Genomic DNA, 15,901 nt, shown 5'->3' with positions numbered 1-15,901 from the left:
CATGCGTCACGGCAACTTATGTTGGACAGTTAGTCGCAATTTCGACGTCGGAGTTTTTTGAGTCATCACCGCAAAGAATCTGCCCAGCCCAGAACCCGCCCGTGCGTGGACTGGTGTCGTGCCCGATTGCAATCATGCGGATGATCGGTTGATTTGCTCGCGTTAAGAAAACGACGTCACCAGCCAAAACCCGGTTGATCAAGTCATCGAAACATTGCTCCGCTTCGTTGATGTTTATTGCCAGCAAGTCTTGCCCCTTGGCTTCGCCGCGATGCGTCAATGCGGCACATGTCGGAAAAATATCAATTCGATGGGCAATTGGAGATCACGCCATTGACGGTCGCCACTGAGAACAGGAATGTTTTTTTGCATTCCGAGTGCAATGCAGGCGCGATCCGCGAAGGAGGTTTTCTTTGAGGCAGAAGCATAGAGTGTCGCGACTGTGACTGCTTGCTCACGATCAAACTCCACGACTTGCATGCGGAGATTGCTGATGGTCGCATCGAGCAGTTGCTTTTCGGAAGGCTTGTCGACCAGCTTCTGTAACACTTCGGTGTAGTTGACTGCAGAGATTATCGAACCATAGAGCCATTGTGCTACGACTTCTTCGCCGGTTTCTTTATTCAGAAACGCAAGCATCGCAGACGCATCAAGAACTGCTTTCTTCACGCAGAACCTCCTGGCGACGTTCTTCCAGGAGTTCATCGACTAAACTTCGATTGCCTGTTTTGGATTGAAAGTAGGATTGAACTTCGCTTAGGAACTGCCGAAGCGTAAGAATGCGCAACGTGCCATCGTCACTCTTCGCAAGTACCAGTTCTTCACCTTGCGACCATCCTTGCGACTGTCGAGCATCCGCTGGTACTACAAGTCGACCTGTAGCATCGAGTCTTGTTGGCCAAGATGAAACGTCTTGGTTATTGCTCACACACCCTCCATGGTTACAAGTTTATGCCTCATGCGTCTACACTGCCATAGATTCCGATTTATGTCAAAGTAATTCAGCATGGCAGACGCGACGGGTAAAACCAACCATGTCGTAGTGAGTTACAAAACTGTCTTTATGCAACATACTAAAAGAATTTATGGCAGTTAATCAAAATGCAGACATGCCAGCGCATCGATGAAGTTAATTGTTGACAGCATGCGGTCATCCGTGATAGTTGTGGTACGACAGCAACTCATCACGGACAGTATCTATGGCAGACTTAAGAGTAAGGAAGATTGACGACTGGGTATTGGCAGTACATCGACGAATTGCATCTGGCGAAAATGATTCGCTTGAAAACCACGTGCGGCGATTACTCACCGCAGCCGCGATCGAATCGCAAAACCGCTTCGCAGATCGTGCTGAAAATCGTCTCAATAGACTGAAGGATAAATACGGTGTGATGGCTGACAGTGCCAATTTACTTCGCGACGAACGTTGGGATCGCGGATGATAGTGGTTGACGCCAATGTCAGCCTGAAGTGGTTTATGCCAGAGCCTGGAATGGCCGAAGCTCTAAAGATCCTACGCTCAGAAAAAAAACTAGTCGCGCCCGCCATTATTAAAGAGGAAGTGGTTTCTGGCCTGGTGCGAAGGGTACGTCGCGAAGAGCTCACTGCTGGTGAAGCACGCGAATCGACGCGTGACTGGCTGATGGAACTCCGCCAGGAAACTGTGCATGCCATCGAGGATGAGCAGCTATTGGTCGAAGCAACAGAACTGGGCTTCGAGTTGAAACACCCTCTCTATGATTGTCTCTATCTCGCCCTAGCTAAGCGGTTGGACGTACCACTGGTTACTGCTGACAAGCCATTTTTCGAACGTGCATCAACGCTACACGACAAGGTGTTTTGGCTCATGGAAATCGACCAATTGTTGCAGCCGGTCGGAAAGGGTTGAGCCATGGGCATGTACGACTACATCACATGCGAAGTCTCTATTCCCAAATACGGTGATATTTCCCAAATCGAAGGGCAAACTAAACGTTTCTTCCGGAACTTTGGCAAGTTCACCATAACGCGTGATGGAGAACTGATCCAGCATCTTGATAAAGGGCTAGGGCGTGATCTACATCAAGCCGAAAACCAGTCCACGCGGCGGTTACTTTTCCATGGCGACATGATGTTCAGCATTATGCCCGACGAGCGCGTCTATATCGGCATTGTGGCGAGATTCACTCATGGTCAGCTCGAATCGATCAGGCTTATCGAAAATCTGTCCGAAGAAGAACAGTTGCTACTCTACACACCACAGGAGTAGGCATGAGTACGGAGCTGGGCAACACCAAACAACTCTCCATACGCTCTTCATACAGTGCATCACTTGTGATCCCTAGAACTATTGAAGTCGCAGGCACTGAGGCGTCGCGACGGTTCCTTGAGTATTTTGCTGCCCGCATTCGTAACAAGGGAACACGCCAGCTCTACTATCTTGCTTGCTGCGAATTCTTTGACTGGTGCGATGAAAATGAGATTGGCCTGGCCGATGTCGAGCCCATTGTGGTCGCGACATATGTTGAGTTGCTGATGACGCGGCTGAGCGCACCGAGTGTGAAAGTAAAACTTGCGGCTATCAAGATGCTTTTCGATCATTTGGTAACCGGCCACATTGTGGCCACCAATCCCGCTGCGTCCGTTAAAGGACCAAAACACATTGTAAAACGTGGCAAAACTCCAGTGCTTGATGCGGAGCAAGCCCGCGAGCTGTTCAACTTCATAGATACCGCCACCATAATCGGGCTACGTGACAGGGCGCTGATTGGTATCATGGTCTATAGCTTTGCCCGAATTTCTGCGGTGCTCGGAATGAACGTTGAAGACTACTACCCGCAAGGAAGGCGCATGTGGTTCCGCTTGCTTGAGAAAAATTCTAAGCACCATGAAGTACCTGCGCATCACCTGGCTGAAAGTTACATGGACGCATACATCCAGGCCGCAGGAATCGAGGCTGACCGTAAAGGCCCGCTATTCAGGACGATCGGGCCAGATAAGACGCTTAGCGGCAGACGGATGCACCGTGTTGATGCCCTGCGAATGGTGAAGCGCAGAGCCGTTGCCGTCGGATTGCCAGTCGACATCTGCAATCACACCTGGCGTGCTACTGGCATCACCGCGTATCTTAAGAATGGTGGATCGATCGAGCACGCAAAACGCATAGCATGCCACGAGTCTGCTAACACTACGAAACTTTATGATCGTACCGGGGATGAAGTTAGCCTTGATGAGATTGAAAGGATTAGGATTTGATCGCATGGCTTATGTAATGCACCATCCTTTCCAGTTTGACAACATGCTACCCACCTGTTACCAGAGGCTGACTCATCTTTGGAGAAATAGATGATTGTTCTTAAAAAACTTTTCGGGTTCGCGTTCGTGTTCACAGCGTCTGTGTGTATCGAGAATTCTCGCGCCGGTGTCGCCGATGTCTTCTACCTAAACGGACGACTGACTACAGTTCCGAAGATAGCGGCTGAGTTGACGGACGACCATTGTCTCCAGTCGATGTGGCAATCCAATCTTCCCCTTCCATTTAAACCTTGCATGGCTGCTCCAGATACCATAAGCCGCAACTCAAAAATCCTGGAAGACGCAAGGAATGCAAAACTGGTCATGGAGCATCTCTATCAGAACTACAAGAAAGAGTGGAGAAATCAACAGTTCCTAAGTTCAAGTCGTCACAGCGAATTGGTCGCGCACGGTCAAGAGCTCATGCTTGTTCACCAGTACTCACTTGCAAGAATTGTTGAGGTGAGTGCATCGAACTCAGATGAGGCAATGCGGGAATGGTTCGCGCTGGTGGATTACTTGCGAAGAAACGTCCGATCCCCAGGAGACGAATTTACCAATTCTGTATTCCTTGTCATGTACGACTCAGCTCTCTATGTCCTACCAATTATTAGTTCAGCGAGTGCCCACTTGTCGTATGCGCAGCACAACGCAATCGATGCTGAATTAGCGACGCCACTGGTAGCCAAGGGAAGTTACGACCTAGGCATTGATCAAAAACAAAAAGCTTTGATGGATTTTCATGCAAGTATGAAACTGTTTAAGCACGAATGTAAAATTAATAATTCGGCATGTACAAGGTCTGGCTCGGATCCAGTGCAGAAATACTGCGAGACACTCTCGATTCAGACTCCTCAGGGGCGAATGTTGAGGCTAACCTCGCATCATTGCTAAGTGCAATCTACTTCGGTTCGCTATGTGGAAAAGATTTTTTCTTATGTGTCCAGTCATCATAAATTTGAACGCAAGCTTTGACAAGTTGAGTCAAATTGTCTTCATGATTCGGCAGGCCAGTAGGAATAACTGCGACGCATCCCGCCTTGGCACATGCAGCCCCCAATTGAACTAGCTTTTCAGCCTCCTTTTTACGCTCGAAAGCTTGCTCGCGACAGGTCTGAGGATTCGGTGACGTATCGCACCGGATTAGATCTTTCGCAGCTTGGTTCATGAAATACAGGCCTAATGGATCAATAAACATTGTAGGAGAATTGGATACATAAGAATAGATGTTGAATGTGTCACTATTGTAGCCGATAGGATCTTCGCTAACGAACTTTCCGACTGACGCATCGTAGTATCTAGCTCGGTAGTAATAAAGACCGGTTTGTGAATCTACCTCCCTTCCGGTAAACAAATATCGCGTTAAGGCCTCACCGTCAAGCAATGCTTCTCCAAATGAATCGTACAGTATGGTCTGAACAAGATTCCCCGATTGATCGACAATAGCACGCGTACTGCCAAGTTGATCCTGAAGCACCCAAAGAGTCTGGCTTTGGCTCTCGATGGCAAGCAGATTGTCGATGCCAGGACCTCGGAGATATCGGGCTGTTTGTGTCGCAGGGCCAGGCCCAGAACCATCCGCATCGATGAAATCAAGAATAACGTCTTCGCCGTCGTAAACATACTGCTCAATCGCGGCGTCAACCGCATCATTTGGCGTAGTGTCTACCGATTTTGAGATCCGACGATCGAGCGCATCGTACGTGAATTTCACGACCTGCTGCGAAACACCGGCGGTATTCTTGTCGGTGACTGTTAAGAGTCGATTTCTGTGGTCCCACTGAAACTCACGGAAGTTGCCGGTGGCAATCTCGGTGCGTTTGCTGAGATTGCCCTCTTTGTCATATTCGTAGTTGAAAGTGCCATCGGTGAGCAGGCGATTGGCCGGGCCAGTGCGATACGCGGAGCCATGTGCATTCGACTGAGTTCGGTTCCCGTTGGAATCGAATACGAATGTTTCATCAGTGCGCGTGGAGTCGGCATAATTGGCGGCCGTAAGTTGGTCACGGTCGTCGTAGCTGTAGTCAATCGCCTTTCCATTCTCCACAATCTGAGTGATGCGGCTAGCTGTGTCATGCGCAAAGCCGAATGAAGCCAGTGAAGTGCTCGTACCATTTCGATGGTCTATCATGGTCAAGCGGTAAGCATCGTCGTAGGCGAATGAGGTAGTCACCACTGGGGCAGATCCATCGCCATTGCTGGAACGTGAAATGCCAGTGTATTGACTGATCGCATTGTACGTGTATTCGACGCGTTTGGTGACAATGCTACTGCCGGTTTGAAGAATCGAATTGAGCCGGTTGAGTTCATCGAATTGATGCTCAACCGTTGCTACGCTCACACCGTTGATCGTGTCGGTCGTCGTGACGAGATTGCTGCCTGTATAGCCGTAGGTCAGAAGCACAGGCGGTTGGCCTGGCGTTCCTAGATTACTCGCCGTTTTGACGCGGTCGAGACTATCGTAGGAGAAGGTGAGCTTCGAAACATCATCGGCAATGGTAAGTAAGTTGCTGTTCAGATCGAAGGTACTCGTAATCGTGTTGGCCAATTCGCCAGTGTTGACGCCTAGCCACTTCTCCTCAATCTGGCGATTCAGTGCGTCATGAATGAAGCTGGTCTGCCGGTCGTTGCGTTCGCGTTTGGCGATCAGATTGTTCGCACCGTCGTACAGGTAGAACGTTGACTGTAACAATGGGTCCTGCTCGCGAACTAATCGATTACGTTCATCATAGAAGTATCGTGTTAAATTGCCGACCGGGTCAGTGACGGTGAGCAAGTTATCATTGCCGTCATAGGTGAATTTGATTGTTCCACCCGATGCATCGATGCTGCGGACCAGCCTGTTCGCAATGTCGTAGACACTTCGGGTTACTTTGCCGAGCGGGTCTACAACCGAAGCCAAATTGCCAGCCGCATCAAAACTATAAGTCGTTTTTTGCCCCAATGGATCGGTGGTAGTTGTTAATCGACTCATGACATCGTATGTAAATCGAGTAACCCGATTTAGCGCATCGGTCACGGTCAGCACGTTGCCGGCAGCATCTCGCGTGTAGGTCGTAACACCGCCTAGTGCATCCGTTTCTTTGGTCAATCTCCGCTTGCTGTCATACTCGAATCGCGTCGTATGCCCGTTGGCATCGGTAGCCTGCGAAACATTTCCAATGGCGTCGTAAACAAACGTCTGCGTGACTTCGTCTACTGTGCCCTTGGCAGAGGTTACTTTTACCAATCGCCCAAACGCGTCATAGTCAAAATCGGTAACATGCCCCAATGCATCGGTATGCAGGTCTAATTGACCTGAAGCTGTATAGGACATCGTTTCGCGATAACCAAGGGGTCTGGTAATCGCAGTTACATTGCCGTTCGCAGAATCTACAGCGAATTGGGTAACTCGATTCAACTCGTCGCTCATCGATGTGGGGGATGAGTAATTGGGTTCATAGGTGAAACGCTGAATGAGCGTGTTCTTTTCAACTGTGTTTTGCAGTCCATACAAAAATAACTTATTCTCACCTGCGCCCACAATATCTGGCCGGCCGTTTAGGTCCATATCCACGACAGCGGCACCGAACAGTCGCGTACTCGCATTGAAGGACCTACGAAGGAACTTTCCTTGTCCATCCCCTAAGAAAATCGAGTACGTAAAGTAGGGAGAGCAATTACAACTTGGAGCGGGATAACCATCGGACGACACGAGGTCCAGTTTGCCGTCCTGATTCATGTCAGCAACAACAAGGCTGTTTGGCGACCAGGCTTGATTTATGCTCTGCGGCTCAAGAGTGGTGAAAGTTCCATCACCGTTTCCTAAATATATCATCAGCTGCGAAAAATTTGCGTCTCCAGCGGCGACATCTATTTTTCCGTCACTATTAAAATCACCAGTAGTGATTGAAGCCGTACTACCGTCCACGTTCTGGAAAGTGATTCGCGTAGAGAGTGTCCATGAACCTGTTCCTGAATTAAGATACAGATCCCCTCGAAGGACTCCGCGATCAAAGATGGTTTGTTGGGTGTAGCCCAGTACAAAGAAATCAACATCACCATCCTTGTCAAAGTCATTCGCAATTGTGCTATGGGCCACCATGCCACCGTCGGTAACATCGGAGAATGTTTTCACAAAGCCATTCGTGCCTTGAGAAAGAAATAGGTTTACACCGCTGCCTGTGATATTCCCTACCTCATTGATCGACCGACCAGCAATGAGAATGTCTTGAACACCATCGTTGTTGAGGTCGGCAAGCGAAATCCCGTTGCGAGTGAAGGGCGAGAGATCTGTCTGAAGCTCGACGATCCTCGAAAATGGCCCATCCCCGTTTGAGAAGGCTATAGCCAGCCTCCTGTTGCCAAAGGAAGCAAGATCGTCAAATCCGTCGTCATTGAAGTCGCTAGAAACACCGACAAACGAAATTGCAGTCGTTGAAATGGGATCTGAAACACCGCCGGTGCCATTCCCCAAAACTACAGAGACCACACCACCCGACCGTAAATTGACCGCAACATCTGGAACTCCATCTCCGTTGAAATCACCCACTACGGGAAATGTTGTCTCAACTGTATCCCCTGACGAGATAACATGGCTTACTGGCCGCGGCAATTCGCCCTCATTATCAAACGACAAGGTCTCGATCCCGGCGGCCATCCGAATGTACTCATCGCGGCCATCTTGATTGATGTCGACAACATAAGTCTTCAAAGCGAAATTCGTGTCTAGCAGTTTGCGTGGCGTTCCGAACTCACCTGCATTGTTTGTTATTGAGTAAATGCCGTTTGTGTAGACTGCCTGCACATCGACAACGAGATCTAGATCGCCGTCGCTATCAATATCGATCGGAGAAGTCCGAAGTGATCCAGCAAGGCTAACGGAACTGCTTTGCGAAAATTTTCCTTCTCGGTCATTTTTATAGATGGTGACCGAAGCACCGGCTAAAACGATATCTACGAACCCATCTTTATCGATATCGGCGACGGAAATTGATTTTGCACCTTGCGATGTAAACTGCTGAGTCTGCTCGAAACTTACGGGGAAGTTACTCTTTAGGATACTCACGTTGCCAGTTGCTGCGTTGAAAGCAATGACGTCTGGCCGAGTATCAGTATCAACTTTCCGAATCACGGTTTCACTCGTGTCTGCGGGCAAAGCATATTCGAGTGGCGCGTCGAAAGTGAATTCGCTCGACTGTATGTAGACATTTAGCAGCGCGGGACTGCTGTAGTTGACGAGGATATCCTGGAGGCCGTCGCCGTTGAGATCACTTACCTGGAAGTTCGATGGATTCTTGCCATTGGGTAAGGGCACGGTTCCCATGGGCGTGAATGTCGAATCGGCATTGCCGCTAAAGTTCTCAAAAAATCCACCGAAGCTCGTGTTGAGAATGAGTCCAACGGAGATGTCCGGCGTTCCGTTGCCGTCCATGTCGCCTACATTGAGTGATATTGGGTATACGCTATTTCCTGGCCATGTTTTTATGTCCTTTTCCGTAAGGAAATCTCCCCTACCGTTTCCTAAGGCGACGCTAAGCGCTTGTTGAGAGTTATTTGGCACAGACCGATCTACCAACATCACTAAGTCCGGTATCGAATCCAGATTGATGTCAATTAATGCCGAGTTGCTGATGTTTCGACTTAGGTATTGAGTTCGCAACGGGAAAGCCAGTCCATCATTGTCCGTCGTTATATCTCGATCAAAAAGATTCGTTGAAACGGTAACCGTGTCTCGAAGCTGCTGGACATTTCCGCGAGTATCGTAACTAAGTTCAACAGATCCGCCCCGAGAATCCTTTATTTTTGTAGGTTGCTGAAATGCGTCATACTCGGTACGGTTGCGAATGCCTACGGAGTCCCTCGTACTCGTTATTTGTCCGTCCCGGCCTACTTGATTCGTAATGACGTTTCCTGATGCGGTTACCACCTTCGTGAATCCAGTGTTTGCCAACGCCGGCAAGTTTAACAATACAGCGCTCCTTGCGAGATACGGCACGCCCTTTAGTTCTGCAGGCGAAAATTCCATGGTCGATCCGTCTGCACGAATTACTTTGCGGACTCTCCCGAACGTGTCGTACTCAGTAGTTTCCTTTGCTCTGAGCGGAGTTATCTCGGTTACGATTCTGTGACTGCCGTCATACCCGAAGGTGCGGGTGCTGCTGTCAGGATCGACAATTCTTACTAGATCGCCAGCCGCGTTCAAAGTGAACGATGTTTGTCGACCATCCGGCAAGATGATCGCCGAAAGCCCCAATGCGTTGTAGCTGAAGGTCGTTGCCAGACCGACTGGATCGATGATTCTAGATAGACGTTTTAAGCTGTCATACTCGTAGGTAGTTCGGTTCTGGTTCCTATCAGTGACCGTTTCCAACTTATTACTGCTGTTGAATGCGTAAACGGTTCCGTCTTTCAAGCGACGCTGGAAGATGCCAGTACCAGTTTTCGAAAGAACCGAGAAGTCACCGGTTGGGCTCGTGTAAGTGCCATTTGAGTTACGCGTGAACAGCAATTCAGTCCCATTACCGTCAACCAGCAACACGGTTGATTCGTCGGGCGCAACAATAAGGTACTGAAGCCCAGCGATACCCCAACCAGTTCCGACACTCGAGCCTTTGCCCGATATTTTCACGAGCTGGCCTATAAGCGGCACACGGCTGGCAGTGGACTGGGAGCCATTGGACCGATAAGCACCGATGTCTGCCGTGTATTGAAACACACCGTCAGGCATATCTGCCATATCGAATTGCACACCGGTGCCGACGCGATCGGCACCTTCAACATTGCCAGTCTTGATAACAATGGTGTTTGAGGATGTCGTACCGTTGCCGGGTATCCCGTAGCGAGTCTCCCCATGCTTGACCACGATATTAATGCCAATGTGGTCGTCACTATTGCCGGACTTATCAAACCAAGTTGGCAGGTTTGTGTTAAAGCGAATGATGTTTTCGGGATTGCTTCTCTTGGAGCTGTAGACCAACGTAACGCTTCGATCCACGCCCATAGACGTGTAGCTCGGGGTGGTGTGATCTTCGATATACGTGCCAGAGTAAACCACCACGTTGGACGTCGCGCATATCCGAGGTGTAGGCGCTCCGCAATTCGCAGGGGTAGTAGTTTCATCCTGAGGCGAAATGGTTTCAGGCACAAACGTATGCCAGCTGCTGAATCGAATTCCGCCTTCGACGGTATCGATTCGGCTTCTGTCCGCGCTCACTTTCCCTTTTCCGACGACTTCGAAACTACCGGTAACTGGATTAATCGACCATAAATCGAACATGGTGCCTGGTGGAAAGTCGCCTCGATTTGGTAGCGTAAGAGGCGTTGGGGTTGCAAATGTCATTTCTCCCGGCTGAATCGTGACCACGGTGTCTGCGACGATATTGTTTGGGAGAATCGCAGGCGTTCGACTTGGTGGTACCTCAGTGATACTCAAATTTCCGGTAAATGGCGCGCCGGTCTGGCTGATCAGCGTGCCTGCAGCCACATGCACAGCAGCCGGTGCTTCGCCAGTCTTCAATTGCTCCGTAACCGTCTGATTTACCGTGGGATTGATCCGAGTGCCACTGTTTAATGTTGGCAGGTAAATCGGCCGCAGGATCTGGTTGTTGATACCCGTGGCTAAGTCGCGCTCAAGCAGCAGTGGAATTTTCTCGGCAATGAATGGCATGTTGCTGCCGGTAAATAAATCTGCTCGGATCCGTAGCGTATCACCAGCGGGAGCGTTGCCGAAATCTAACAGGAAGCTGCCATCGGCTTGCGTGATGCCCTGAACGGCCCCGACTTCAACGCGCATGCCCACGATTGGTGCTGCATCTACTGTGAGTACCCTTCCTGAAAGCCTGGTGGTGGTCACAGGATCCTGGATAACCGAAAGAGTTACTGATTTCTTATCGCTCAGGACGCCATCCGATGCAACTACGTCAAACTGGTAGGTGCCAATTTGAGATGCGGTCGGAGAAAAAGTGATTTCATTGCCCATAATCGATGTCGTAGGCATTCGCTCAGCGTTTTTAATGCTGTAGCGAATGGTATCGCCGTCTGGATCGTTAGCATTTAACGCAAGCACAAAGTGCAGGCCAGGCATCAGCGTGATGTGGGGAATAGAAGATAAGACCGGTTGCCGGTTGAGTTCGCCCGTCAATACTTGCGAGACTAGTGCAAACGGTTGGTCGACAGGGTTTCGAATGCTCAGCCTCACAATCTGGGACCGATCGTTTGTCCCAAGCCCACCATTGCTTATTGCATCCTGCATATTGACATAGGGAATTCCGGCTGGAGTTACCCCCGATGCATTGGAGATGATCACGCCAGCAGGCAAACCTGGGAATGTAACCACCGTGTCCCGTCCAATCGCCGCACCTCGATTGAACAACGACAGGTCCGTTGCATATACAGCGTTCACCTCGTCGAATTGAATCTCCGAAAACTCTACGTCAACATCGCTCCCCAACGTCATCGCAGCAACGTTTGTGGTGCCACCAAAGCCTGCGACTTGGCGTGATCGCTCAAATCGCTCCGCGATCTGCCCATCAGGATCGACGTTATTGCTTATGGGAGTTGCGGTGACCTTGCTCGCAAACTTTGTATCGTGATTGAGCAATTGTAGTTTTACGATCGGTGCTTCTTGCGCGACATTCGCTAGATCTATGGAGAGCGTATTGCCTTCGAATCGGGTAACTCCGGGCGTAATGGTTGCTCCCAAGCTGCTAAGCGTAAAAATCGGGCTACCGTCGATACCGGAATCCAGGAGCGTCTCATGGGTGCGATCGCTGGTGATCAGATATACCGCAAACACATCAGTTGCTGCGACCGACTGATTTGCCGACCCGAAGGCTGTTTCAAGCGAAAGCGAAAATGTTCGCAGGCCCGCTGCAGACGCGTTACCAATGCGGATGGTTTCTTCCATCGCAAACCCTGAAGCATCGCTGAGCACCCGGGACAGGCCCGTCATTGTGCCACGGTTGAGCTGATTGATGACCAACAGCACATCAATGGCTGTCACAAACCCGTCGCCACTGGTATCGATGTATTTTGCATCGCTTGGCCGGTTAGCAGGCAGTTGCCGTGGGCCACCCACATTGATGTCGTTGATGATGTAAAGCGCATCGATCGCAGTAATGTTACTGTCAGCCGAGACGTCCAGGCTATCGACAGCATTCATGAAGTCGACCGCGAACATGTCTCTGCGCTCAAAGACTTCCAATTGCAGAGTTCGTTGCAAGCTCTTGCGCTTCGCGGGTTTGGCGTTACGCAATTGGCGTGATCGACCGAGCATAAAATGTTCCGATGATGTTATGAGGGGATTTTCAATCGATCAGGTAAGGCACAGCTATTTGGGCATTAGCCATTGCAATACAGTGTGTGCCACCTGGTTGCCCAGTTCCAGGCCAACACTATTGTCAAAGCTGAAGTGGATGCCGCCGTAGATACGGCTCATGCCTGCTTCTTCTGCCGCCTGCGAGAAGCTAGTAAATTGGCGCTTGGTGATGTACTGGTCAGCGAGGGGACGCTGTGACGGAGCGTTTTGCGGGTCGGTCGTACTCTCAAAGGCTACCGACTCACCAAAAATGTCGGTGAGCACCGTCGCTGCGGCACCACTGAATGTGCTATGGCCACTGGTATAGGTTGGGAATGGCGGGGTCTTTAGTAATGGTAGCCAATCATCTTGGCCAAGTGTTGATGGATTACCGTCGGTTTCGCCTTCGCGAATCGCGTCGATGGGTCTCCACAGTTTGAACGCATACTTCGCATCCCACGATGCGATGCCCGCGTCCGCCATCGCGATGTTAAGCAACGCGTACATTCGCGTCGTTTCGACCAGAGGTAGCTGGTGCGCCATGCTGACATCAGCGGCAATACGGTTCCAGTGACCAGGGGGAGTTGCTGTTCCGCCTCCATCAGCCCAGAACAATGCAATCGCCGTTTGATCTTCCGTTCGCTCAGAATTTTGCAGGGCTCCAAGCCGCAACACTTGATCCACGGCCTCGGCATACTCCGCGCTATCGAGTGCCGGAGGTGCCGACGGTCGGATCGCCTCAACGGATGCTACTGCAAATGGCTCGACGTTTGGCCATTGTGGTAGAAGTGGAGGCAAATAGTCAGGATAGGTGCGTCGCCAATCGCCAGGCTCCGTTCCAGATGGAAAACTTGCAGGTGAGCTTGCTCCATCGTTGGCCCGAAAAGCGAGCACAGCCCTACCTACATCACGACCATATGCCAGCCCAGCTGCTTTTGCTTCATCATCTGCAAGGCCCTGGAAACTCTCAGCAAGTGCCGCGTCCCATAGGCTTCTCTCGTCAGCATCACGATAGAGTGCTATCGATACTTCATATGCAGCTCCTATCGTGGCAGCAAGTTGCGAAACGCCAATAGGTGCGGCCGGTAAGTTCGGGAAGTACGAATCAAATTTAGGATCTAGAGCATTGGCCGCATCGAACATCGCAATGTGAATCATGGCCAAGTTGCGTGCGACCATGGGCGGCTGTGATGGAACGATCCTGCCCTGATACGGATCATTCGATACGCCAGTCCATGCGCGAATCACGTTCAGCGCCGTAGCATTCCAATTGTCTGCGACATTGCCAAGCCGAATGTCAAGCGACGCTGTTGTTCTTCGGCCACGCGGATCCGTTGCTTCGACGGTCACCGTCGTTAATCCGGCTTCGAGCCTTACCGGTATTAAGTACACACCATTGGAGTCAGCAACAACGTTAACCGATTGCTGTGCAAATCTTGCGACCACGCTCGCGCCCGGCAGCGTTGCACCGGTAACGACAATAGCCGAATCAAGAACTACCCCATTGCCATCCAAATCACTTTGCACCGCAGCCGTAAGTTGGCTCGGAGCGACATAGAGATTGAGCAGGTTAATCACAGCCAAAAGATCGATGGAGCTGCTCACCTCATCGCCGTTGGTATCAATCGCATGATTGCGAAGCGGTGGCAGCTCACCGAGAGGCCTTGCCCCGAATTGATTCAGATCGTTGATGATCAGGAGGGCATCAATCGGATTTGCCAATCCGTCGCCGTCCACATCACAGTGGAACGCAACATTGTGCCACGCATCAACGTCGAAAAGCTGCCTAAGTTCAAGCTGTTCTATGAATAGATTACGGACGGGCATAGTTTAGGCTGTCGTTCAATCGAGAGGGGTACGATTGACGGTAGATTTTAGCCGTTCCGCTCAGGCATTACCAATGTAAAGACAGGATTTACGCAATAAGACGCCGTTATGCCGAAATCCTGAATTCGACGTGGCCCTTGGCTCTGCTCGACATGGCCGGTTCTCAGCTAAGTCACGATCGTTCCGATATCGTGCAATGGGTACCACTTATCCAGTCGAAGTAGGCACCTTCATATTTCATCACACTCATTAGAATTGAATTTATCCCCTGCATGATGGCGTTCCTCGCCTCAAAAGTCTTTCGACGTTTTTCTGGATTCGCGTCAAACAGGTTGAGAGTGCCGTGAGATACTCTATTTCTGACAAAATTCCAGCCTGAAAAGGTCTCCATGGTTAATCCAAACTCGCCCGTTTCACACCATGACCTAAGCACATTGGAGGTGCTTCCGTGGTTAAAACTATTAAGTGATCCGTTAACGCGATTCACCAGCTTTTCAAAGTCTTCCACCGGTAGCTCGTTTTTTGGAAACTCGTTGCTTCGTATAAATTTTTCAATGGCGGCTATCTGCTGAACGGAAATCGCGGGGGGTGGGCTCAGCTTTTTGCGCAGGACTTGCACAAAACCCTCAAGCACCGAGCTAGCGACGAGAGCGCTTACGGAAAAGGATCGATCAACTGCATTCCACAACGCCCACAGTAAGCAACGAAACGGTTCTGAATCTGGTCGATAGAAGAAATTGATGCAATCAATGAAGAGCCGTTGCCCATGCGCCGGTTCAAGATACAAAGCCCGTTGGTTTAGCGGGCCCAGCAACTCAAGCAATCGGCTCGAGTCTGCCCTACCGCTTCCCCATACCGTTTCCACGCTTAGAGATTGTGTATCTATCTGCGTCGCCACTCGATTTGCACGCAGTCCGGTCAGAACGCCAATGGCATGCCAAACGGCATCTGTCGCACGGTCTGCATCGATACCAACTGACGCCTCTAGCGAAGCTGTGAAATGCCCCTCGCGTAGAACTGCTAGATTCAGGTCGCCCACAGTCGTTGCTAGAGGTCCAGCTAACAGGCCGCATAGCCACTGTACTTCCGAAGCGTCGTCAAGTTTAAAGATGACTTGCGCATGGACCGACACATGGTCGCGATTGCGATTTCGCTCAAACCGAATTGGGCTTTGCAGTGAGGACTGATTCGCAATTCTAACCGTTGTGCCATCAGAGCTCGAGTTGTTGAACGTTAGCCTTTCAACTGAAACCTTGAAACCACGCTGATCCAATGCCTCCAACGCATAGTACGAGTCCACCGGCATCAATTGCCCGACCTGGGCAGTTGAGATTGCATTCAACTCTGTCGAGAAATTGCCATCTGTTACCGCCCAAATTTCGAGTTCACCATCAAGTTGGCACTTAAGGCGACCAAATCCGGTAAAGCGTTCTTTACCAATGTGGACATTCAGCTCATGGAGTGGCGTGTCGAATACTTCACCTTGCCGCAAGCTTAGATATGGGCCGAAAGCATTCATAAATC

General features: G+C 50.4%; 12 protein-coding genes and 1 pseudogene. 6 read left to right on the top strand and 7 right to left on the bottom strand.

Going from position 1 to position 15,901, the window contains the following annotated elements; all coding sequences use genetic code 11:
• Window positions 1–16: 16 nt before the first annotated feature.
• The 3 genes from SH573x_RS28895 to SH573x_RS28885 are packed head-to-tail and all read right to left on the bottom strand — an operon-like array spanning window position 17 to window position 928.
• Window positions 17–280, bottom strand: a complete 264-nt coding sequence (locus SH573x_RS28895; RefSeq protein WP_479351529.1) for a type II toxin-antitoxin system Phd/YefM family antitoxin — start codon at window positions 278–280, stop codon at window positions 17–19.
• Complete coding sequence (locus SH573x_RS28890) at window positions 277–669, bottom strand: type II toxin-antitoxin system VapC family toxin (protein ID WP_479351527.1); 393 nt, start codon at window positions 667–669, stop codon at window positions 277–279. The genes SH573x_RS28895 and SH573x_RS28890 overlap by 4 nt, the downstream gene beginning before the upstream one ends.
• A complete protein-coding gene (locus SH573x_RS28885) occupies window positions 650–928 on the bottom strand; it encodes an MraZ N-terminal domain-containing protein (RefSeq protein ID WP_479351525.1) in 279 nt (92 codons plus the stop codon). Before SH573x_RS28885 ends, SH573x_RS28890 begins: the two co-directional genes overlap by 20 nt.
• Window positions 929–1,199: 271 nt before the next feature.
• Between SH573x_RS28885 and SH573x_RS28880 the strand changes: the two genes are divergently transcribed.
• The 5 genes from SH573x_RS28880 (at window position 1,200) to SH573x_RS28860 (ending at window position 4,167) form a co-directional block, all read left to right on the top strand.
• Window positions 1,200–1,442 carry a hypothetical protein gene (locus SH573x_RS28880; RefSeq protein WP_479351523.1) on the top strand — a complete coding sequence of 81 codons (243 nt, stop codon included), beginning with the start codon at window positions 1,200–1,202 and terminating at the stop codon, window positions 1,440–1,442.
• Window positions 1,439–1,888 carry a type II toxin-antitoxin system VapC family toxin gene (locus SH573x_RS28875; RefSeq protein ID WP_479351521.1) on the top strand — a complete coding sequence of 150 codons (450 nt, stop codon included), beginning with the start codon at window positions 1,439–1,441 and terminating at the stop codon, window positions 1,886–1,888. Before SH573x_RS28880 ends, SH573x_RS28875 begins: the two co-directional genes overlap by 4 nt.
• 3 nt (window positions 1,889–1,891) lie before the next feature.
• Window positions 1,892–2,248 (top strand): hypothetical protein, encoded by a 357-nt coding sequence (locus SH573x_RS28870; RefSeq protein WP_479351519.1) that lies wholly within the window; start codon window positions 1,892–1,894, stop codon window positions 2,246–2,248.
• Between the two features lie 2 nt (window positions 2,249–2,250).
• Window positions 2,251–3,234, top strand: a complete 984-nt coding sequence (locus tag SH573x_RS28865; RefSeq protein WP_479351517.1) for a tyrosine-type recombinase/integrase — start codon at window positions 2,251–2,253, stop codon at window positions 3,232–3,234.
• Window positions 3,235–3,324: 90 nt separating this feature from the next.
• Window positions 3,325–4,167, top strand: a complete 843-nt coding sequence (locus SH573x_RS28860; RefSeq protein ID WP_479351515.1) for a hypothetical protein — start codon at window positions 3,325–3,327, stop codon at window positions 4,165–4,167.
• 7 nt (window positions 4,168–4,174) lie between these two features.
• Here SH573x_RS28860 and SH573x_RS28855 read toward each other — a convergent pair whose 3' ends face one another.
• Window positions 4,175–11,560 carry an FG-GAP-like repeat-containing protein gene (locus tag SH573x_RS28855; protein ID WP_479356830.1) on the bottom strand — a complete coding sequence of 2,462 codons (7,386 nt, stop codon included), beginning with the start codon at window positions 11,558–11,560 and terminating at the stop codon, window positions 4,175–4,177.
• Window positions 11,561–12,274: 714 nt separating this feature from the next.
• Window positions 12,275–12,337 (bottom strand): annotated as a pseudogene (locus SH573x_RS28850) (hypothetical protein); the annotation flags it as partial.
• Between SH573x_RS28850 and SH573x_RS28845 the strand changes: the two are divergent.
• Window positions 12,314–12,517: a hypothetical protein gene (locus SH573x_RS28845; protein ID WP_479356875.1), complete on the top strand. Its 204-nt coding sequence runs from the start codon at window positions 12,314–12,316 to the stop codon at window positions 12,515–12,517. The pseudogene SH573x_RS28850 and the gene SH573x_RS28845 overlap by 24 nt on opposite strands.
• 66 nt (window positions 12,518–12,583) lie before the next feature.
• Here SH573x_RS28845 and SH573x_RS28840 read toward each other — a convergent pair whose 3' ends face one another.
• Together SH573x_RS28840 and SH573x_RS28835 are read right to left on the bottom strand one after the other, a co-directional pair.
• The gene (locus SH573x_RS28840; protein ID WP_479351513.1) at window positions 12,584–14,377 is read right to left on the bottom strand and encodes a phosphatase PAP2 family protein; all 1,794 of its coding nucleotides are present in this window, start codon (window positions 14,375–14,377) and stop codon (window positions 12,584–12,586) included.
• Between the two features lie 172 nt (window positions 14,378–14,549).
• A complete protein-coding gene (locus tag SH573x_RS28835) occupies window positions 14,550–15,896 on the bottom strand; it encodes a hypothetical protein (RefSeq protein ID WP_479351511.1) in 1,347 nt (448 codons plus the stop codon).
• Window positions 15,897–15,901 lie beyond the last annotated feature (5 nt).

It is taken from the genome of Rania fehmarnensis (assembly GCF_056494185.1).
This window is presented reverse-complemented; position numbering and strand designations above follow the sequence as displayed.